This is a genomic window from Kitasatospora sp. NPDC127067, assembly GCF_042724755.1.
In the GTDB taxonomy this organism is placed as follows: domain Bacteria; phylum Actinomycetota; class Actinomycetes; order Streptomycetales; family Streptomycetaceae; genus Kitasatospora; species Kitasatospora lactacystinica.
The window spans coordinates 2203-20441 of record NZ_JBHXEM010000058.1 but is presented as its reverse complement, the minus strand read 5'-3'; the positions used below and the strand labels follow the sequence as shown (position 1 = coordinate 20441).

Here is an 18239-nt window from a genome sequence, read left to right as displayed (position 1 = left end):
CAGGACATCTGCGAGCCGCTCAAGCGATGGAATCGCGTCACCCCCTGAGATCGTGGCTGAGGGGATTGTTCCATGGGCCGCCAGCATCTCCGCAGGACAGCACTGCAACCGCATCTGGGGTCGCGCCGGTGCCTCCGAGTGCCGAATCCGTCCGATACCAGCCCCCGGGAGACCTCGTGCGGGCGACCCGGGCCGGCCTACCGTGGCGGGGTGAGCGACGAGACGAACGGGTGCACCGGGCGAGTCCTGGTCCTGGTGCTGCCCGAGGTGAACCTGCTGGACCTCGGTGGTCCTGTGCAGGTGTTCGACGCCGCGGCGCATTTCGGCGGCGGCTACCGGCTGGAGTACGTCGGCGAGGCAGACGGTCTGCGGTCCGCCCAGGGCCTGCGGCTGGCCGGTCTGGCACCGCTGCCGACGACCCGGCCGACGGCCGGCGATCTGGTGCTCGTACCGGGGCCCCGGTTGACCGGATCCGACCGGCTGGTCGAGCCCGCCGTGGTGCGCTGGGTCCGCGAGGCCTACGACGCGGGTGCCCGGGTGGCGTCGGTGTGCAGCGGTGCCGCCGTCCTGGGGGAAGCGGGACTGCTGGACGGCAGGGCGTGCACGACCCACTGGTCGCTCACCTCGGCGATGCGCGAGCGGTACCCGCGGGCCCGGGTCCGCGAGGCCGCGCTCTACGTGCACGACGGGCGGATCAGCACCAGTGCGGGGATCTCGTCGGGGATCGACCTCGCGCTGTCCCTGGTCGAGCGGGACCGCGGCCCGGAACTGGCCGCGCGGGTCGCCCGCGAACTGGTGCTGTACCTGCGGCGGGACGGGGACGCGACGCAGATCAGTCCGTTCCTGCTGCACCGCGACCACGTCCAGCCCGCGGTGCACCGGGTGCAGGACCACCTGGCCCAGCACCTGGACGCCGCCTTCACCCTGCGGGAACTCGCCGGCCTCGCCGGGCTGTCCCCGCGCGGTCTGACGCGGGCCTTCACCGCGGTCACCGGCATCACCCCGTTCGCCTACCAGCGGCAACTGCGGCTGGAGCGGGCCCGCTCCCTGCTGTCCGGTACCGATCTGACGGTGGAGGCGGTCGCGGCCCGCTGCGGCTTCCGCGACGCGCGGCAGCTGCGCCGGGTGGTCGCCGACGCCTTCGGAGCCCCTCCCTCGCGGCTGCGCGCACCGCTGCGGCCGACCGCCTGACGGACCCGGCCCTGCGTGAGGGCCGTCGCCCTCCCTCCCCCGGCCTCTTCCGCTTTCGCGTTTCCACGGGTTTCCCCGTTTCCATGAAGTCGTTTCCACGAGGGCCGGCGGCACCACGCTGCCGATCGGTGCCCGGATTGTCGAGGTATGTGTTGTCCGAAGTGAGTTCCGAGGTGGGTTCTGGTTCCGAGGCGCGCAAGGGGCACCGGGCCCTGCGCCGTATCGGCTGGGTACTGCTGGCCACGGCGCTGTCTGCGGCGTCCTTCGCGGGGATCGCCTTCGCGGGGGTGAGCGCGTCGATGGCCGACAGCTTCGCCGCCGCCCCCCGCGGATCCGGTGCCAGGGCGTGGCCGGCCGCCCGGCCGGTGCCACCCGGCCGGATCACGGTGGCGGTCGCGGTCGGCAACGCGGGCTCGGTGGCCACCGACGTACTCGCGCCCTACCAGGTGTTCGCCGAGTCGCGGGAGATGTTCGTCTACACGGTGGCCGCCGAACGCCGTGTCAGCCCGCTGTCCGGCGGCGCTCATTTGCTGCCCGACCACACGCTGGCCGAGGTGGCGGACGGCACCCTTCCGGAACCCGACGTGGTGGTCGTGCCCGCGGTGACCGACCCCACCGGCGCGGGCGAGGAGGGCCTGCGCCGGTGGATCGTCGAACGCCACCGCAAGGGCGCCTGGATCCTCGGGGTGTGCGCGGGCTCCGAGCTGCTGGCCGCCTCCGGTCTGCTCGACGGCCGCGACGCCACGTCGTTCTGGTCCAACATCGGCTCCCTGGAACGCAGTTATCCGAAGGTCAACTGGAAGCGCGGGCAGCGCTACGTCGAGGACGGGCGGGTGACCACCACCGCGGGCGTCACCTCCGGCACCGTGGGCGCCCTGCGGGTGGTCGAGGAGCTGGCCGGCGAGACGGAAGCGACCCGTATCGGCACCGGGCTGTCCTACCCCGGCTGGACTCCGGACGGACCGACCGCGATACCGGCCAACCACCTCACCCTCGGCGACCTGCCGTACGCCCTCAACGCCGCGTTCCCGTGGCTGCGACCCACCACGGCCATCGGCCTGGTCGACGGGGTCGAGGAGATCGACGCGGCCGCGGCCGTCGAAGGGTACGGCGGAGTCTCCTTCGCCACCCGGACGGTAGTGATCGGCGCCGGCGACACCGTCACCACCCGCCACGGTCTGGTCCTCGTCACCCGGCCGGCGACGGGGGACGCCCACGGCGCGGACCGCTTCGTGGTGCCCGGCGTCAGGGACGCCTCCGGCCTCGGCACCGTGCTGAGCGGCTGGGCCCGCCGCAACGGGCTCACCGCCGAACTGCCCGGCGGGGGAAGGCGGTCCGGGGAGTTCGGCTTCGATCCCGTCCTGCGGGACCTCGCCGAGCACAGCGACCGCCGTACGGCGCTGGCCACCGCGAAGTTCTCCGAGTACCCCTCGGCCCATCTGGAACTGACGGGCGCGCCCTGGCCCTGGCGGTCCACCCTGCTGGCCGCGGCGACGGTCGTCCTGAGCGTGGGAGTGGGGCTAGCACCGACGGCGACACGCCGGGCGATGCGACGGCGACGCCTCCCACGGCGTCCGGCGGCGTAGTCCCCGGACGCCGTGAGCACGCTGGCGCGCAGCGGTGCTGCGGGAAAGGGGCGTGGTTCCGGTTCTCGTCGGGAGGCGCACTCCGCCGGGCGGTTCCGGGGTTGGTGGGCGTCCGGGGCCCGCCCGTGACACCTTGCCGATCACGGAAGCCCGGGCCTGCCTCGGGACGCTGGTGCGGCGTGCCTCCCACGCCCGCGAGCGCATCACCATCACCGACCATGGCCAGCCCGCCGCGGTCCTCATCAGCCCCCAGGAGCTGGCCGACCTGGAGGACGCCCTCGCCCTGGCCCCGTACCGGGCCCGGCAGGCGGCCGGCACGGCCACGGCCGGGCCCGTCGAATCCCCGACGGGCCCGGCCTTCGCCGTCGCGGAGAAGAACGGTCGGCGGCGGATGGAGAACCCTCCGTCCCGGAAACCTCGTCGCCGAGGTGCGCGCCCTCCTGCAGGCCTGCGACCGCTCGGCAAGGCGAGCGCAGGGACGGTCCTGGAGTTCGGGGCCCAGGGGTAGCGGGCGTCACCGGTGACATCCAAGGGGGTGGCGTCACCGGTGACGCCACCCCCTTGGATGTCAGCCGGGTGTCGGTGGTTGGTGTGGGGAGCCCGGCTGGGGCTGGTCTGGTGCGCGGCTCAGGTGTTCAGGTGGGGCGCTGGTCGATGATGATGCGGAGTCGGGGCCGGTCGGGTTCGGGGGTTTCGGTGGTAGCGGTGACCGGCTGGGTTTTGCGGACCTCGTGGGCGATGGCGGTGTAATAGGCCAGGGCCAGGGCGCGGTCTTCGATACGGGCCAGGTCGCTGCCGGCGAGCCAGTAGGCGCTGTAGAGGGCCTTGATGACGGCCATGAGGCTGGGGCCGGGCAGCAGGACGACGACCATGTCGGTCTTCTCCTGGGTGATGCCGGCGGGGAACTGGAAGTGCGGGCTGGCGGCCGCGGCGCGGGAGCCGATGAACTGCCAGGCGTGGGGGTGGCAGACCAGTTCGGCGGAGCCCACGCACGCCGCGCTGGTCAGGGTGTGGAAGAGGTCGGCCTCCAGGCGGCTTGTGCCGATCAGGGTGTCCGGCGCAGGCGCCGTGGTGGAGGCCGGGCGGGCGGTGGTTGCCTCGGTAGCGGGCAGCAGGTCGCCGACGGCCGCGGTGAGTTCGGCGACCATGCCCGCCTCGGACGTGGGGCCGACCGGCTCGTTGCTCGGCTCGTCGGCGATCTGGTCGGGCACGGTGGTCTCCTTCATGGGCAAGGTCGGCTGGACGGTGCGGTCGGTGAAGGTCGGCTGGCCGGCCGCAGTGACGGCCTGCCCGTCGGTGGCGGTCGCGGCCGGCTCCTGGCCGTTCCAGGCACTGTCGCGTCCGGGCAACGGGCCAGGGCCGGCGGGAACGGCGGGTGTACTGCTCCCGTGGAAGAACGGCGGCGGATCCGGGTCCCGGCCGGGGTCGGCGGCCCGCTGCGCCGACCGCCCGGCGCGGGCGTCGTCCAGTTGCCGGCGCAGGTCCCGAATCTCCTGGCGGGCCTCGAGCAGCTCCTTGCGGTCGCGGCCCACAGCGCGGCGCAGCTCGTCGCGGACGTCCTGTAGCTCCCCGGTGACGGCGGCTGTGAGCTCGGTGCGCAGTGCGGTGTGGTCGGCCCGCAGGGCCGCGTTGTCGGTGCGCAGCTCCTTGAGGCCTTCGCGCAGGATCTGCCCGACTTCGGTCCGTAGGAGCTCGACCTGCCGGGTGGTGCCCATCATCTGCCTCCCCCTTTTCGATGTGGCACGGCGCTGACCGTGCCGGGTCAAGAGTGGCGGCCGGCCGACGGGGTGGTGGGTGCTCGGGCGAAGGTGACCCGATCCAAGGCATCACTGTCCGGAACCAGATCGTCACACTGTTCGACGGGTGTGACGGAGCGCCATGGTTTTGCGGGTGATCGTTTAGAACCACTCCCTGGTCAGCGCGGTGGCGGTGAACCGCAGTTTGCGAGGGCGGAGCACGAGACCTTGCGAGGGTCCGCCTCCCCGTACACCGGGGAGGCGGGCCCTCTTTGCATGCCCCGGACCAAGGAGGGGCCGATGCCGGTGCAGGTCCGGGCGCAGATCAACCAGTCGAGAGTTCGCCCGAGGTCGGCCCGGCCGGATGGATGCCTCGGCCGTGCATGCGGTCGAACCATGTCGGATCGATTGCCGGATGAAGTACGGTGGCGCGCAGGCGGCGCCTGGTGAACCGTTGGCCGGCGTTGGGTTGGGGGGCAACGTGTCGTTCACTGTGGCAGCTTCTGCGGTGCTCCTCGTGCTGGCCTGGTTGTGCCTGGGCGGATTACGGGGCCTCAGGCGCCTTCTGGGTCGGCCTTGGCGGGCCTACCGTTCCTGGAACCATCGCCGCTACCTTGCCGGCCTTCCCGCTCCTTCGGTTGTTCCGGAGCATGTGCCCGCACGGGCACGTGAGCTGTTCTCCGTCATCTGCGCACGCACCGGTCCCCAGCGGCACGTCTCTCTCGGGGACTACTTCGCCGCCCGCGGCTGGAACGAGGCGGACGTTCGCCTGGTCACACGCGAACTGCTCAACCGGGGGCTGGTGATCGGTCACCCGAGCTCCCGTCAGTACTACGCGCCCACGCCCCTGGGCGCCGACTTGTACGGAAGGGATCTCATGAGCGACCCGCAAGGCATCAACATCCACGCCACCCACGGTTCTACGGTCTTCGGGGTCAACGTCCACAGTGAAGGCGCGACCGTCCAGGTGGGCGCCGGAAACCACGCGGCCCCCCGACCGTTCGACTTTCCCACCCTGGTGGGGGCGCTCCGTGAGGACGCAGCCACTGCCCAGGAAATCGAGGCGCTCGCCGCCCGCGGCCACGCGGACGACCTCGAGGAGGCCGTCGCGACCAACGACCCGGCGCGTATCGACCGGGTGATCGGCCGTGTCAACGCCTTGCTCGTCGCAGCCACCTCCGCCTTCGCCATGACGCGAGGACTCCTGCCGCCGCTCTAGCCGCCGAATCCGCCGACGGCGGGCTACTGCTGTTCGCCAGCCCTCCCGGCGCCCTCGCCCGGCCACGCCTGAGCTCGACCGAGGCCCCCGTAACCGTGTAGCCCGCAGGAGCAGGGCGCGGAACGTCGTGTCCTGCTCCTGCGGGCTACGACGCGGCCCGGTGGCGGCGTCCGGTCTGTTCGAGGGCGTGCTGGAGCTCGTCGCGGGTCATGGTGGAGCGGTGGGGGATGTCGAGGTCGGTGGCGCGCTGGTAGAGCTCGGCTTTGGTGAGCTGGGACAGCTGCCGCTTGCCGGTGGCGCTGGTGCGCTTAGCCGCGGTCTTGTCGGAGGTGGAGCGGGCGCTGGTGCTCTTCTTGCCGCCGGTCGGCTTGGGAGTGCCGGCGGCTGACGAGGCCCGGGCCTGGCGGGCGGGCTTCTTCTCCGCCGGCCCGTCGCCTTCGTTCTTGCGTGCGCTGTCGAGGCTGCGGCGCAGGGCGTCCATGAGGTCGACGACGTTGGTGGCCTCGGGGGCGGGCCCTGCGGAGAGGGCGATCTCGCGGCCGGCAAGCTGTCCTCGACGAGCTTCCTGACCTGGTCCTCGTAGGTGTCGTGCCACTCGTCGGGCTTCCACTCGATGGAGAGCATGCCGATGAGCTGCTCGGCCGTCTTGACCTCCTGCGCGGTCGGCTTGGCCTTCTCCGGCAGGTTGTCGACTTCCGTACGGGGGTCGCGGACCTCGTCGGCGAAGTGCATCGTGTGGAGCTCCAGGAGGCCGTTCTCGGAGCGGACGGCGGTGAGGTACTCCTTGCCGCGCATCGCGAACATGGCCAGGCCGGCCTTGCCGGCGTGCTTCAGGGCCTCGACGAGGAGGGCGTAGACCTTCTGGTACTCCCGGCCGCGGGGGCCGAGGTAGTAGGTGCGGTCGAAGTAGATCGGGTCGACGTCGGCGAGGTCGACGAAGCCGGCGATGTCGATGGTGCGGGAGCGGCCGGGGGAGATCTGTTCCAGCTCGTCCGGCTCGACGACGACGTACTCGCCCTCGGTGACCTCGAAGCCCTTCACGATGTCCGAGAACTCGACCTCCTTGCCGGTGCGCTCGTTGACCCGTTTGTTGCGCACCCGGTCCGAGGTACCGCGCTCCAGCTGGTGGAAGCGTACGTCGTGCGAGGACGTCGCGGTGTACAGGGCGACGGGCACGGTGACCAGGCCGAACGTGAGCACCCCGGTCCACATGGGCCTGGCCATGGCGGTCTCCTTCGAACGCCGGGAATCGCCCGCTCGGCGAACACCGGACGGACATCGCCAGCCTCCCCGCCGCCCCGCCGACGCGCATGCGGTGTTGGGCCGCCGGACACCGCCGCTCCGCTGGGCCCCGTTCGGAGGCGACACGGCGCCCTACCGGGCATCTGGGCGGCCTCGCACACCCGAACCGGTCCCCGGCCAGCGCACCGTCCGCGTCAGCCGGACCGCGCGCCGGCGCCGTTCTACCCCTCGAAGCGGTGCAGCCGCTCAGCCGCCTCCCGCACGGCCTCGCCCGCCGACGCGGCCTCGCGGCCGGCCGCGCCGACGGCGGACCCGGCCGTGCGCACCCGCTCGCCGGCCCGCGCGAGCGCACCCTGCGCGTTCGTCGCGCTCTCGCGCCCGGGCGAGCGCGGCCCCTGCCCGATCGGCCTCACCCTGAGCCCGCTCCCGGGCCGCCTCGGCGTCGTGCAGTTCCTGCTCGGCGTCGGCGGCCTCGACTTGGGGGTTGTGGCCGACACCGTCGAGGACGGCGGCGGCCATCCGCGGGTGGTGGTCGAGCAGGGCGAGCTGATCGCGCCAGCCGACCAGGGCGTCCTGGCGGGTGGTGACCAGCAGGTGGTGGCCGCGGTGCTGCGGATCCCGGTGCTCGGGCCGGTGCGGCAGCAGGAAGTCGGCTTCGAGCTCGGCGGCGGCCGCCCGGTCGTGCGCCTCCCAGCCCGGCCGGACGCACCGCGCGAAGAGCTCCCGACTCGCCTCCGTGCGACGGGCCATGACGTACCGGAACACCTCGCGACGGCGACCGGGGCCCCGCCGGTACCAGCAGCGCCGAGCCCAGCACCTGTTCCCACCCGGTGGTCGACGGTGCGGCCGTGGGTCAGGACGATCGGGGTGCCGTCATCGAAGGCGGTGTGGTGGGGGTCGGCCGACCGGCTCCCGATGCGCGGGCTTCGGGGAGCACCGGCCGCACCGGGGCTCCCGGAAGCTCCTGGACCGGCCGCGCCGAAGGCGGGCTACCGTCCCGCGCCCAGGGCCGCGACGAAGCGGTCCAGCCGGGAGGTGACCTGCCGCAGGGCGTCGATCGAGCCCACGGGGTCGTCGGGCAGTTCGAGGCCGTGGTCGGCGGCGGGCAGTTCGAGGACCTCGTGGCCGGTCGCGTCGGCGGTCGGGCGGCTCCACAGCCTGTCGGCGGCGCCGCCGACGAGCAGGGTCGGCGCCCCGGTGCGGTGGAGGGCGCGGACCACGTGGTCGACGGTCAGGACCGGGGTCAGCCAGGCCGCCGGGAGGCCCCGGTCGGCGGCGACGGAGGCGGCGAAGGAGCCGAGGGACTTGCCGACGACCAGGCGGCAGGCGCCGTGCTCGGCGTCGACGGCCCGGACCGCCTGCCGCTCGACCCAGGCGATCCGCTCCTCCGGCTCGAACTCGCGGAACCCGTCGGGAAGTTGCCACCACAGTTCCTGGACGGTCCAACCGTGCCGGAGGAGCACCGCGCGGGCGAAGTGGAGGAGGGGCCTGGCGGGTGTGTACCCGACTCCGGGAAGGACGAGCGCGACGCGGTCGGGGGCGCCCGCGAAGCGGGTGGGGGCGGCGAGCGCAGAGGGGTCCGGCATGGGCGCAGACTACGGGGCCAGCCTGTGTGACGCGCTGTCAACCCCGACCATCGTCAGGGGCCCCGCTTGACTTTCGGGTCGGGTGGAAAGGGCTCTTCGGCTTCTACCGTCCGGACCATGACGTACACGGACAGGAATGCGGGGAAGACCGGCACGACGAGGGCCGCGGCCAGGCCCAGGCCCAGGCCCAGGCCCAGGCCCGTCCTCGCCGCGGCCATGCTCGGTGCGGGGGCCGGGGTGGTGGCGTGGCTGGCGCCGGCGCGCAGTGGCGGGGCGGGGCTGGCTCGGGCGTCGGCCGGGTGGTCGGCCGACGGCTACCGGCGGACGGTGGAGGCCGTCGGCGACGCCCCGCATGCGGTGGCCTCGCTGCCGGGGCCGGCCACCGAGATCGGGCTGCTGGTACTGGGGCTGCTGCTGGCGTTCTGCTGGTGGACGGCCCGAACCAGGCGGGCCACCGGGGCGGTCGCGGGGGTGGCGCTGGTCGGGCTCGGCACGGTGCTGGCCTACGGGGCGAGCGAGGTGCTGAAGGTGCTGCTCGACGAGGAGCGGCCCTGCCGGGCGCTGGCCGGGTTGCCCGGCACGGCGGTCGCCGACTGTCCGCCACCGGGGGACTGGTCGTTCCCCAGCAACCACGCCACCCTGGCGGTCGCGCTGGCGACGGGGCTGGTCCTGCTGCGCCCGCGCTGGGCGCTGCTGGTCATACCTGTCGGCGGTGCCACGGCCGCCCTGCGGGTGGCGGCCGGGGTGCACTACCCGCACGACGTGCTCGCCGGTGCCGCGCTCGGCGCCACGGTCACGGCGGCCGCGGTCCTCGCCCTGCGGCCGGCGGCCACCACCGCGGTGACGGCCCTGACCGGGGTGCCGGTCCTCGGGCTGCTGTTGTCGGCACCGTCGACGCCACCCGCGCCCCCGGTGCCGTCGGCGCCGGACCGGGGCGCGGCACCGGGCACGGCGGGCTCAGTCCCGCGGGCCGCCCGCGCAGGTCGCGCCGAGGGTCAGCCCGGCCTCGTGGGCGAGGACGGCGGCGGCCGCCCGGTTGGCCACCCCCAGCCTCGCCAGGATGGAGCTCACATGGGCCTTCACGGTGCCTTCCACCACCCCCAGCCGACGGGCGATCCGACCGTTGGACAGCCCGGCGGCGATCAGCGTCAGCACGTCCCGTTCCCGGGTGGTCAGGGCGGCCACCTGTTCCCGGGCACCGGCACGCCGGTCGGCGGGGCGGCCGGCCCCGGTGGCGGCCAGGTGGGCGACCACCCGGGCGGCCACCTTGGGTGAGAGGTAGGCCGCTCCTGCCGCCACCGCGTGCACCCCGGCGAGCAGTTCCTCGGGCTCGCCGGACTTGATCAGGAAACCGTTCGCACCGCCGCTGAGCGCGCGCAGGATGTAGTCGTCCTCACCGAAGGTGGTCAGCATGAGCACTCCGGAGGCCAGGCCGTTCCGACGGATCTCGGCAGCTGCCGTGATGCCGTCCGTCCCGGGCATCCGGATGTCCAGCACGGCGACGTCAGGCCGGTGGCGTCGGACCAGTTCGACGGCCTCCCGGCCGTCCCCGGTCTCGGCGACGATCTCGATGCCCGGGTCGGTGGTGAGCACGGCGCGCAGTCCCGCGCGGATCATGGGCTCGTCGTCGGCGAGCAGCACCCGGATCGGTGCGGTGGTCATCGGCGGCTCCTGTCGGTCGCTCGGTACGGAGGTGGTGCGGGGAAGGACGTCGTGGGGGAGGTCAGGAGACGAGCACATCACGCGAGACCAGCCGGGAGTCCCGGAAGCAGATCCGGTAGGCGTCTCCGGCCCGGTCCACGAACAGCTGGGCGGTGATGGCGTAGTACGTGCACGAGACCCCCTCTCCCGTTGGCGGTGCCGGCGTCGACGGCCCGCTCGGCGGGCGGTACGGCAGCCGATGGCCCGGCAGCAGCCGCTCGACCGAGGCCTGGTCCTGCCCCACCTGGAGGGAGGCGAAGACCCCCGGGTCCAGCACCGACAGGCTGACCACGTAGAGCGTCCATACTCGCAGCGCCACGGTGAGCAGCACGGCCGTCGTCAGCGGGACGAGCACCACGGCGGCCAGCGTCCGGCCCACCCTGCGCCGTGCCTGCCGCAGTTCGCGGACCGGTGACGGCGGAGCGGGGGGCAGCGGCGGGACGGGCCCGGCGGCATGGCGCGGCAGGTCGGCCACGATCTCGAACCCGCCGTCCGCGCGGGCCCCGTGGGCAAGGGTGCCGCCCGCGAGCCGGACCCGCTCGGTGAGCCCGACCAGGCCGCGACCGCCGATGGGCGGCGCGGCGGGAGCCGCTGCGGGAGCCGCGACAGGGGTTCCGGAGAACGCTCCGGTGGGCGTTGCGGTGGGCATTGCGGTGGGCATTGCGGTGGGCGTTGCGCCGAGCGGGGTTGACGCGGGTTGCGGCGACGCCGCTCGGCGGGCGACGGGCGCGGGTGCGGGGGTGGGTCCGGGCACTGTCGCAGGCGCGGGGCCGTTGGCCACCCGTACGCGGACGCCGTCGTCCGAGTACGCCACCTCCACGGTGACGGACGCTCGCGGTGCGTGCTTGGCGGCGTTGGTCATGGCCTCCTGCACCACCCGGTACGCGGCGTGCTCGGTGGCGCGCGGGATCCCTTCCGTCTCCCCGCTGATCTCCGAACGGACGTCCAGTCCGGCGGCGGCCGCCTCGGCGACGAGCTGCGGGATGTCCGAGTCGGCCGGCCCGTGGGCCGCGGAAGTGCCTCCCTCTCCCTCGTCTCCGTCGCGCAGGATGCCGATCACTTCGCCAAGCCGGTCGACGGCGGCGGCCGCACCCGCCCGGATCTCCTGGACGGCCTCCCGGTGGGGCGGGGCCAGGCCGGGGGCGAGCTTGAGGGCCCCGGCGCGCAGCGCGATCAGGCTGAGGTCGTGCCCGAGGGCGTCGTGCATGTCCTGGGCGATCCGGGCCCGTTCGCGCAACCTGGCCTGCTCCGCGACGAGTTGCCGCTCGCGCTCCAGCCGCTCGGCCCGCTCCCACCCGGCGCGCACGAGTTCCTGCGACTGCCGCCAGAACCGGCCCAGCAGCCACGGGCCCATCCCGGTGCTCACGGCGAGCGCGACGAACCGCAGGCCCAGAACGATCCAGGAGGGCACCGAGCCGACCACCAGCACCCCGGCCGCCACCAGGACGGCGAACACCACCGCCGCCGGCCGTACCCGCTCCATTCGCAGCCCGGCCAGGAAGGAGACCCCGATCGCGGGCAGCGCCCACCAGAGGCTCGTGACACCCAGCCCGATACACACCGCCGCCACCACGGGCAGCGCCGCCCCACTCATCCGCATGCCCACGACCCTACAAAAGCCGTTGCCGCAGCGGATCTGTCGAAAGTCATGCCCGAGTCGCCTCGGGCCCGACCTGGGTCGGCCTGGCCTCGGGCGACTTAGAACTCCTAACGAAATGATCTTCGAGGTGGCTGGATCGTTCTGGAAGTGATGATCCGGGGGTGTGGGGTGGCTCGGCCGAAGCCGTGGCATGTTGACGACGAATTGTGGGCGGTGATCGAACCGCTGCTGCCCAAGGTTGAGCGGCGCGTGCGGCATCCAGGACGGAAGCGGCATCCGGACCGACTGGTGTTCCAGGGCATCCTGTTCGTCCTGCACACCGGGATCAGCTGGGAACATCTCCCGCAGGAACTCGGCTTCGGGTCGGGCATGACCTGCTGGCGCCGCCTGGCCGAGTGGACGGAGGCCGGCCGTCTGGCCCCGGCTCCACGAGGTCCTCCTGGCCAAGCTCCGCAGCGCGAACGCCCTCGACTTCTCCTGGGCGGCGGTGGACGGCTCTCACATCCGGGCGTTAAAGGGGGATCCAAGACGGGACGAAGTCCTGTCGACCGGGGCAGGACGGGCAGCAAGCACCACCTGATCACCGACGCCACCGGCATCCCGCTCGCCGTCACCCTGACCGGCGGCAACCGCAATGACGTCACCCAGCTCATTCCACTGCTTCAGGCAGTGCCGTCCGTTCGCGGCAAGCGCGGCCGGCCCCGGCGCGCCGGCCCGACGCCGTGCTCGGTGACCGCGGCTATGACCACGACAGGTACCGCCGCCTGGTCTGGAACCTCGGGGTGAAGCCGCTCATCGCCCGCCGGGGCATCGAGCACGGCTCCGGACTCGGCACTCAACGGTGGGTCGTGGAACGCGCCTTCGCCCACCTGCACTGGTTCCGACGCCTGCGTATCCGCTGGGAGATCCGCGATGACATCCACGAGGCCTTCCTGGCCCTGGGATGCGCACTCATCTGCTGGCGCCGGCTCTCACGGCCGGTCCGGGACTCCCCTGCTCAGTAGCCATTCCCTGACGCTCGGGGAACTGTCCAGGAGCTGACTGACCTGCATACCCTCGGCCCGTGAGGTCACTCTCGCCAGAGGGGCGAAGCCACCAGGCAGGACGTCCAGCAGGCTCATCACGCGCTCTCCCGAGCGAAGCGTGATGAGCAGTTCGCACCGAATCTGACGCGGGATGCCGGGGCGATGCGGCAGGCTGTTCCACAGGGCTGGCCACAGATAGTGGGTTCCATTGGACGCCGCATTCGCCTGCACCCATACCGGGTCCAACCGCTGGTTGAGACCGAGCTCGCATGCCCGCTCCTCCAGCCTGACCAGCGAGGTCGTATCGAGGACCTTCAACTCCCGGGGCACCGGCTCATCCGAGTTCATCGCCCCATGCTGCCCGATAGCACCCCAGCGACTGGAACCGACTCATCGAAGATCATTTCGTTAGGAGTTCTAACAGCACTTCTGCCGACATCACACAGCCCGGGAAGCCGCTTGATCAGCCTTCGGACTCGTGACGAGCCCGCTGCCACACTTCCTCAAAGTCACCAGGGCCGATCTCCATGGACACATACTGCGGATCACGAAGGTCGAACGGCGGGTTGAACGGCCAATCCTCAATGCCCGTCTTGACCGAACCACCGTCCGGGCGGATCTCAACCTGCCGCAACCGCCGTCCGTCCGGCCCGAGTTCCATCAGGAAGACCTCTCCTTCCTCGCCTTCAGGCCAACGCAGGCATACACGGTCCCGTCCCGCCAGGACACCGAATCCCGGCTGACCACGCTGGGCATCCCGCTGAGCGCGGAGGCTGGACAGCGGATTCGAGTCCGGATCGTCAAGACGGACCTCCTTCAAACCCCACGTCTCGGCACGTCTCACGGCATCCGGGTCCGCGATCACCTCAACCTCGGCGCAGGCACTGACGATCTCCTCGGCCGAGCCCGCCCACACCCACCACCACAGACCGCCCATCCCATAGTCATGAAGGACCAGATAGCGGGTCTTCCCGACCTCATCCTGTTGGCTCACAACCCATGAGCCTACGTCGCCCTGGGGCCCAGCCCAGATTCCCCACGACGGTCCCGCCATCACTCGGCTCGCAGCCCACCCTGGATTCCGCGGAAGCCAGATGCACTGAGAATCCCGCGCCGAGCGTTCTCACTCGACCTGGCAACCTTGCAGCTCAGTGCAAGATCCACAGACAAGCTCAACGCGACAGGACATCGCTGTCCACAGCAGGTAGTTTGCGGAGGACAGAGAGAAGAGTTCACATGGACTCCCGGATCGCCCGCATCCGACGCAAGCTCGCCAAGGTGCCCTATGCCGCGCTGCGAAGCTACTCCTTCGGCGAAGAGAAGCACGGGTTCCGCCTCGAACCCCCGTTGCCGGACGCGAAGGTCGCCGAGTTCGAGGCCGACCGCCACATCGAACTGCCCGACCCCTACCGCAGCTTCCTGACCACGCTGGGCGGGGGCGGCGCATCGCCTTTCTACGGCCTGCTGCGGTTGCAGTCATGTCGGCTGTTCACGATGGACCCCCACGGCGAGCCCGGCCGCCCTCGGGGGTTCACGTTCGCCGGCGGCCCGTCTCGCCGAAGTGACCTGTTCCTGCACATCATCGAGGCGGGGTGCTCCGACCTGGTGCTTCTCGGCATCACGGGTTCCCTGGCGGGCCGCGTCGTCACCGGAAACGCCGACGGCTTCTGGGGCCCCAACGTGTCGTCGGCCACAGACTTCCTGGCCTGGTACGAACGCTGGCTCGACCACATGCTAGCTGGGCGCGACAACCGCGACCTGGAACTGACCTCACCCGCCCTGCGAGCGCCGGTTGACCGCATCGAGAGGCAGCACCGCGATCGCGAGGATCTGTCACGACTCTGAGAATCCGAAGCCGCGTCATCCGGTTGAGAATGGGGACGAAGCCGCAGGTCGCATGGTTGCCCGTATGACACGGACGCCGAGACCCTCCACCCCCGCGAGCGCGAGCCCGATAGGTCCCGCACGACGGTCCAGCCGCCCTTGCCGGGGTCATCCTCGTACGTGCGGGGAGGACCCTTCGTGGACCTGCATCGTTCTGTCGGCTTTGCCATTTCTTGACCAGCCTGCCGAGGAGTAGGAGGCGGCTGGCCTGTTGAGGTGTCAAGGAGCAGCGCTCATCGTGGCAGACGGCCACGACATCGTGCTCCGCGATCACGATCGAACGCCCGGGCAACGCCTGGGTCAGCGTGGACTGGGATGGAGCCGGGGGAGGTGTCATCGTCAAGGACTGCAGCACCGTACGACGGTCGGCCTTGAAGCTGACCGCTGCGCTTATGGGGAGGACGCCCTCGCCTCGACCGGGAATTGAGGTCGAAGGCCCGGGACGGCCGCCGGCGAGTTGCTCCAGGCGAGAGCTGGCAGCAGCGAAACGGACAGCGGCCGAGCGAGATGGAGCCTGGGCCTAACGCTACAGCGCGCTCGCCCCTCATCTTCCCGCGGTGCCGGGCTGACCCTGGCCCATGCTGCCCAGCACGAGATCGACCGGTGGTTGGACGGCGGTCGTATCACCCGGCCGAGGTCCGCGAGTTCCTCCCTTGGTCCGTCCACCGCGGCCACTGCCGCGATCTCGACGTTCCCCGCCCGGCCCCCGACTCTGTTGCCCTGGACGATGACTCCCATCGGGAGACCCTCCAGCAGTGCCGTTCGTGCGGCGGACGCCGCCCTCTTTCTCTTCGGGCGGAACGTCACCCGGCTCGCCGCCATGTCCGCCGACATCGTCGACGTGCGGAACGCCGAGTCCGTTCTCGTCCTGGACCGCGTACCCATCAGCCTGTCCGACCCGGCCAGATGACACTGACCAACTCTTCCGCGAGGACTGCGTCCGCCCCGACCCGGCGCCTCTCAGAGCGGGGGTGACCTACCGTCGGCTCACGACCGGGTGATCCCGAAGCGACTTGCGCCGCCGTCCGAAACGTCGAGCGACGGAAGGGGGCGAGTGTCAGCTGGCGAGTTGGTTCTGCAGATTCGGTGCCGCCGTGGTGGGGAGCGGGTGATGATGGACACCGGCGAAGACACGACCGGAGAGCGGATGACGCGCGACGAGAACGCCGGGCAGACAGGCGTACCGCAGGAACGGGTACCGCAGTCGCCTTGCCCCATTGCAGTGTCCAGTGATCCCGGTATCTCATCGCCCGGCTCCATCGATCCCTCTGAAGAAACCGGTAGGGCCTCGGTCAGCAACCGGATCAGTGGCGGTGTCGTTCACGGGAACGTGATCCAGGGCGGGGTCGTGCACATTCACCCCGGGCCCGTCCGGGGAAATGCCATCAATAGCGGGCGCCAACTCGGGAAACCGATCGGGGAGTGGGACGCTCACGACCTTGAGGTGCACCCGGCCGGCGCCGTCCGGGAAGGGACGGGGCGGCGGGACGGACGACACGTCGGCGACATGCCGGGATATGTTCGTCGAGCCCACGATCAGGAGTTGGCCGAAGCCGTACGCGACGTCACCGAAGGCCGCAGCCGGATGGTGGTCCTGGTCGGCTCGTCGTCCACTGGCAAGACCAGGGCGTGCTGGGAGGCGGTCCAGCCGCTCGCCGAGGAGGGGTGGCGGCTGTGGCACCCCCACGATCCGACCCGGGCCGAGGCCATGCTCGCCGACCTCGACCGTGTGGCGCCCCGGACGGTGGTGTGGCTGAACGAGGCCCAGCACTACCTCGGCCACCTCCAGGAGGGCGAGCGCATCGCGGCCGCCGTTCACACCCTCCTCACCCATCCCGACCGCGGGCCGGTTCTGGTCCTGGGCACCCTGTGGCCCGAGTACGCCAACGCGTATACCGTCCTGCCCCGCCCCGGCGGGCCCGACCCGCACAGCCGAGTCCGTGAACTCCTGGCCGGTCACACCCTCACCATCCCGGACACCTTCGACCAAAACGCACTCCGGGCCGCCATCACCCTCGCCCGGGACGGCGACCAGCTCATGGCGGATACCCTCACCCGCGCTCTCACTCACGGACGGGTCACTCAGGACCTGGCCGGCGCCCCCGAACTCCTGCGCCGCTACCAGCAAGGCAGCCCAGCCATCAAAGCCGTACTGGAGGCCGCGATGGACGCCCGCCGCTTCGGCGTCGGTCCCGGCCTACCACAGACCTTCCTCACCGACGCCGCCACCGACTACCTCACCGAGCACGACTACGACCAGCTCACCGACGACTGGGCCGAATCCGCCTTCGCCGACCTCGCCCACCCCGTCCACGGCAAACAAGCCCTGCTGCGCCGCACTACCACCCGCCCCGCGCACCGCCCACCAGGCGTTGCGGAACTGGCCACGATGCCCGCACCGACATCAAACCCAGTCCTGCGACTCGCGGACTACATCGAACAGCATGGCCGCATCACTCGCCGAAGACTTTGCCCGCCCGCCTCGTTTTGGTACGCCGCCCACACGCACCTGACCCATCCCGACGACCTTAACAACCTGGCCACCGCCGCTGATGACAGGCACCGCCTACAGTGGGCCCACCACCTCCGGCACCGGGCCGCCAAGTTCGGCCACCTCACCGTCCTGTCCGCCCCGGTGCACGTCGCCGCAGAACGGGAAGACACCGAAGCCCTCGTCCTTCGGGCTGCGAATGCGGGCCGTCAGAGTGCGTTGATCGTCCTGGCGTGGATGCGAGAGAAAGCCGGGGAACGGGAGAGCGCCGAAACCCTCGCCCGGCAGGCCGCCGACGCGGGCTCCCCCGGTGCGTTGATCGTCCTGGCGTGGATGCGAGAGAAAGCCGGGGAACGGGAGAGCGCCGAAACCCTCGCCCGGCAGGCCGCCGACGCGGGCTCCCCCGGTGCGTTGATCGTCCTGGCGTGGATGCGAGAGAAAGCCGGGAGACGGGAGAGCGCCGAAACCCTCGCCCGGCAGGCCGCCGACGCCGGTCATCCACACGCCGTTGCCCACCTGGCGTGGATACAGGAGGGGGCCGAGGAACGCGTCCGACGGGCTGCCGAGGCCGGTCGCCCCGATGCCCTGGCTCGCCTGGCATGGATCCGAGAGGACGCAGGAGATCAAGAAGGTGCCGAAGAGCTTGCCCGCCAGGCCGCCGACGCCGGCCATTCCGATGCCCTGGCCTACCTGGCATGGTTGCGGCTGGAAGCCGGAGACTGGGACGCTGCCGAAACTCTCTACTGGCGGGCCGCCAACGCCGACCGCGCTGACGCCCTGGCCCGCCTGGCATGGATCCGACAGGACGCCGAAATTCGAGAACGTTCCGAGGACGGAGAGAGTGCTGAGGAACAGGCACAGCGGGCGGCCGATGCAGGTTACCCCGATGCCCTGGCTCGCCTGGCATGGATCCGAGAGGACGCAGGAGATCAAGAAGGTGCCGAAGAGCTTGCCCGCCAGGCCGCCGACGCCGGCCAC

17 protein-coding genes and 2 pseudogenes are annotated in these 18239 nt (G+C 71.6%); 10 read left to right on the top strand and 9 right to left on the bottom strand.

The features are described 5' to 3' along the window. The first annotated feature begins 210 nt into the window (after window positions 1-210). The 3 genes and pseudogenes from ACFWJ4_RS22995 to ACFWJ4_RS22985 all read left to right on the top strand — a co-directional run. Window positions 211-1191: a GlxA family transcriptional regulator gene (locus ACFWJ4_RS22995; RefSeq protein ID WP_380347698.1), complete on the top strand. Its 981-nt coding sequence runs from the start codon at window positions 211-213 to the stop codon at window positions 1189-1191. 173 nt (window positions 1192-1364) lie between these two features. After that, window positions 1365-2777, top strand: a complete 1413-nt coding sequence (locus ACFWJ4_RS22990; protein ID WP_380546535.1) for a DJ-1/PfpI family protein — start codon at window positions 1365-1367, stop codon at window positions 2775-2777. A 139-nt stretch (window positions 2778-2916) separates the two neighbouring features. Further along, a pseudogene (locus ACFWJ4_RS22985) lies at window positions 2917-3111 on the top strand (type II toxin-antitoxin system Phd/YefM family antitoxin); the annotation flags it as partial. A gap of 301 nt (window positions 3112-3412) precedes the next feature. Here ACFWJ4_RS22985 and ACFWJ4_RS22980 read toward each other — a convergent pair. After that, window positions 3413-4495 (bottom strand): hypothetical protein, encoded by a 1083-nt coding sequence (locus ACFWJ4_RS22980; RefSeq protein WP_380546533.1) that lies wholly within the window; start codon window positions 4493-4495, stop codon window positions 3413-3415. Between the two features lie 382 nt (window positions 4496-4877). Here ACFWJ4_RS22980 and ACFWJ4_RS22975 point away from each other — a divergent pair, with 382 nt between their 5' ends. Continuing rightward, entirely contained in the window at window positions 4878-5732 is an 855-nt protein-coding gene (locus ACFWJ4_RS22975; RefSeq protein WP_380546532.1) for a hypothetical protein, read from the top strand. Between the two features lie 207 nt (window positions 5733-5939). Here the strand turns inward: ACFWJ4_RS22975 and ACFWJ4_RS22970 are convergent, their stop codons facing one another. From ACFWJ4_RS22970 to ACFWJ4_RS22955, 4 genes are all read right to left on the bottom strand, one after another. Next, window positions 5940-6956 carry a Ku protein gene (locus tag ACFWJ4_RS22970; RefSeq protein ID WP_380546530.1) on the bottom strand — a complete coding sequence of 339 codons (1017 nt, stop codon included), beginning with the start codon at window positions 6954-6956 and terminating at the stop codon, window positions 5940-5942. A gap of 264 nt (window positions 6957-7220) precedes the next feature. Then, complete coding sequence (locus ACFWJ4_RS22965; RefSeq protein ID WP_380546528.1) at window positions 7221-7724, bottom strand: hypothetical protein; 504 nt, start codon at window positions 7722-7724, stop codon at window positions 7221-7223. Window positions 7725-7963: 239 nt separating this feature from the next. Beyond that, window positions 7964-8560, bottom strand: a complete 597-nt coding sequence (locus ACFWJ4_RS22960; protein ID WP_380546526.1) for an alpha/beta hydrolase — start codon at window positions 8558-8560, stop codon at window positions 7964-7966. 314 nt (window positions 8561-8874) lie between these two features. After that, the gene (locus ACFWJ4_RS22955) at window positions 8875-9054 is read right to left on the bottom strand and encodes a hypothetical protein (RefSeq protein WP_359896845.1); all 180 of its coding nucleotides are present in this window, start codon (window positions 9052-9054) and stop codon (window positions 8875-8877) included. Here ACFWJ4_RS22955 and ACFWJ4_RS22950 point away from each other — a divergent pair. Beyond that, a pseudogene (locus tag ACFWJ4_RS22950) lies at window positions 9032-9313 on the top strand (phosphatase PAP2 family protein); the annotation flags it as partial. The gene ACFWJ4_RS22955 and the pseudogene ACFWJ4_RS22950 overlap by 23 nt on opposite strands. A gap of 204 nt (window positions 9314-9517) precedes the next feature. Here the strand turns inward: ACFWJ4_RS22950 and ACFWJ4_RS22945 are convergent. Beyond that, window positions 9518-10222 (bottom strand): response regulator, encoded by a 705-nt coding sequence (locus tag ACFWJ4_RS22945; protein WP_380546524.1) that lies wholly within the window; start codon window positions 10220-10222, stop codon window positions 9518-9520. 61 nt (window positions 10223-10283) lie between these two features. After that, complete coding sequence (locus ACFWJ4_RS22940) at window positions 10284-11861, bottom strand: sensor histidine kinase (RefSeq protein ID WP_380546522.1); 1578 nt, start codon at window positions 11859-11861, stop codon at window positions 10284-10286. 168 nt (window positions 11862-12029) lie between these two features. On the opposite strand from ACFWJ4_RS22940, the gene ACFWJ4_RS22935 reads away from it, so the two are divergent. After that, window positions 12030-12647: an IS5 family transposase gene (locus ACFWJ4_RS22935; RefSeq protein WP_380546573.1), complete on the top strand. Its 618-nt coding sequence runs from the start codon at window positions 12030-12032 to the stop codon at window positions 12645-12647. Continuing rightward, window positions 12584-12865, top strand: coding sequence for a transposase (locus tag ACFWJ4_RS22930; protein ID WP_380546520.1), 282 nt, complete (start codon window positions 12584-12586; stop codon window positions 12863-12865). Before ACFWJ4_RS22935 ends, ACFWJ4_RS22930 begins: the two co-directional genes overlap by 64 nt. On the opposite strand, the gene ACFWJ4_RS22925 is transcribed toward ACFWJ4_RS22930, so the two are convergent. Both ACFWJ4_RS22925 and ACFWJ4_RS22920 read right to left on the bottom strand, forming a co-directional pair. Next, window positions 12833-13234 (bottom strand): hypothetical protein, encoded by a 402-nt coding sequence (locus ACFWJ4_RS22925; protein WP_380546518.1) that lies wholly within the window; start codon window positions 13232-13234, stop codon window positions 12833-12835. The two genes, ACFWJ4_RS22930 and ACFWJ4_RS22925, sit on opposite strands and share 33 nt — an antisense overlap. A gap of 115 nt (window positions 13235-13349) precedes the next feature. Next, the gene (locus tag ACFWJ4_RS22920; protein ID WP_359896674.1) at window positions 13350-13880 is read right to left on the bottom strand and encodes a hypothetical protein; all 531 of its coding nucleotides are present in this window, start codon (window positions 13878-13880) and stop codon (window positions 13350-13352) included. 242 nt (window positions 13881-14122) lie between these two features. Between ACFWJ4_RS22920 and ACFWJ4_RS22915 the strand changes: the two genes are divergently transcribed. From ACFWJ4_RS22915 to ACFWJ4_RS22905, 3 genes are all read left to right on the top strand, one after another. Beyond that, the gene (locus ACFWJ4_RS22915; RefSeq protein ID WP_380546516.1) at window positions 14123-14731 is read left to right on the top strand and encodes an SMI1/KNR4 family protein; all 609 of its coding nucleotides are present in this window, start codon (window positions 14123-14125) and stop codon (window positions 14729-14731) included. Window positions 14732-15497: 766 nt separating this feature from the next. Further along, window positions 15498-15680 (top strand): hypothetical protein, encoded by a 183-nt coding sequence (locus tag ACFWJ4_RS22910; RefSeq protein WP_380546514.1) that lies wholly within the window; start codon window positions 15498-15500, stop codon window positions 15678-15680. Between the two features lie 201 nt (window positions 15681-15881). Beyond that, the coding region (locus ACFWJ4_RS22905) for a hypothetical protein (protein WP_380546512.1) at window positions 15882-18239 on the top strand (2358 nt) is incomplete at its 3' end.

Bases quoted from the DNA above. Each gene is read 5' to 3' on its own strand.
- ACFWJ4_RS22980 (WP_380546533.1), bottom strand. From the start codon at position 4,495: ATGATGGGCACCACCCGGCAGGTCGAGCTCCTACGGACCGAAGTCGGG.
- ACFWJ4_RS22975 (WP_380546532.1), top strand. From the start codon at position 4,878: ATGGATGCCTCGGCCGTGCATGCGGTCGAACCATGTCGGATCGATTGC.
- ACFWJ4_RS22970 (WP_380546530.1), bottom strand. From the start codon at position 6,956: ATGGCCAGGCCCATGTGGACCGGGGTGCTCACGTTCGGCCTGGTCACC.
- ACFWJ4_RS22965 (WP_380546528.1), bottom strand. From the start codon at position 7,724: ATGGCCCGTCGCACGGAGGCGAGTCGGGAGCTCTTCGCGCGGTGCGTC.
- ACFWJ4_RS22960 (WP_380546526.1), bottom strand. From the start codon at position 8,560: ATGCCGGACCCCTCTGCGCTCGCCGCCCCCACCCGCTTCGCGGGCGCC.
- ACFWJ4_RS22945 (WP_380546524.1), bottom strand. From the start codon at position 10,222: ATGACCACCGCACCGATCCGGGTGCTGCTCGCCGACGACGAGCCCATG.
- ACFWJ4_RS22940 (WP_380546522.1), bottom strand. From the start codon at position 11,861: ATGCGGATGAGTGGGGCGGCGCTGCCCGTGGTGGCGGCGGTGTGTATC.
- ACFWJ4_RS22925 (WP_380546518.1), bottom strand. From the start codon at position 13,234: ATGAACTCGGATGAGCCGGTGCCCCGGGAGTTGAAGGTCCTCGATACG.
- ACFWJ4_RS22915 (WP_380546516.1), top strand. From the start codon at position 14,123: ATGGACTCCCGGATCGCCCGCATCCGACGCAAGCTCGCCAAGGTGCCC.
- ACFWJ4_RS22910 (WP_380546514.1), top strand. From the start codon at position 15,498: ATGACTCCCATCGGGAGACCCTCCAGCAGTGCCGTTCGTGCGGCGGAC.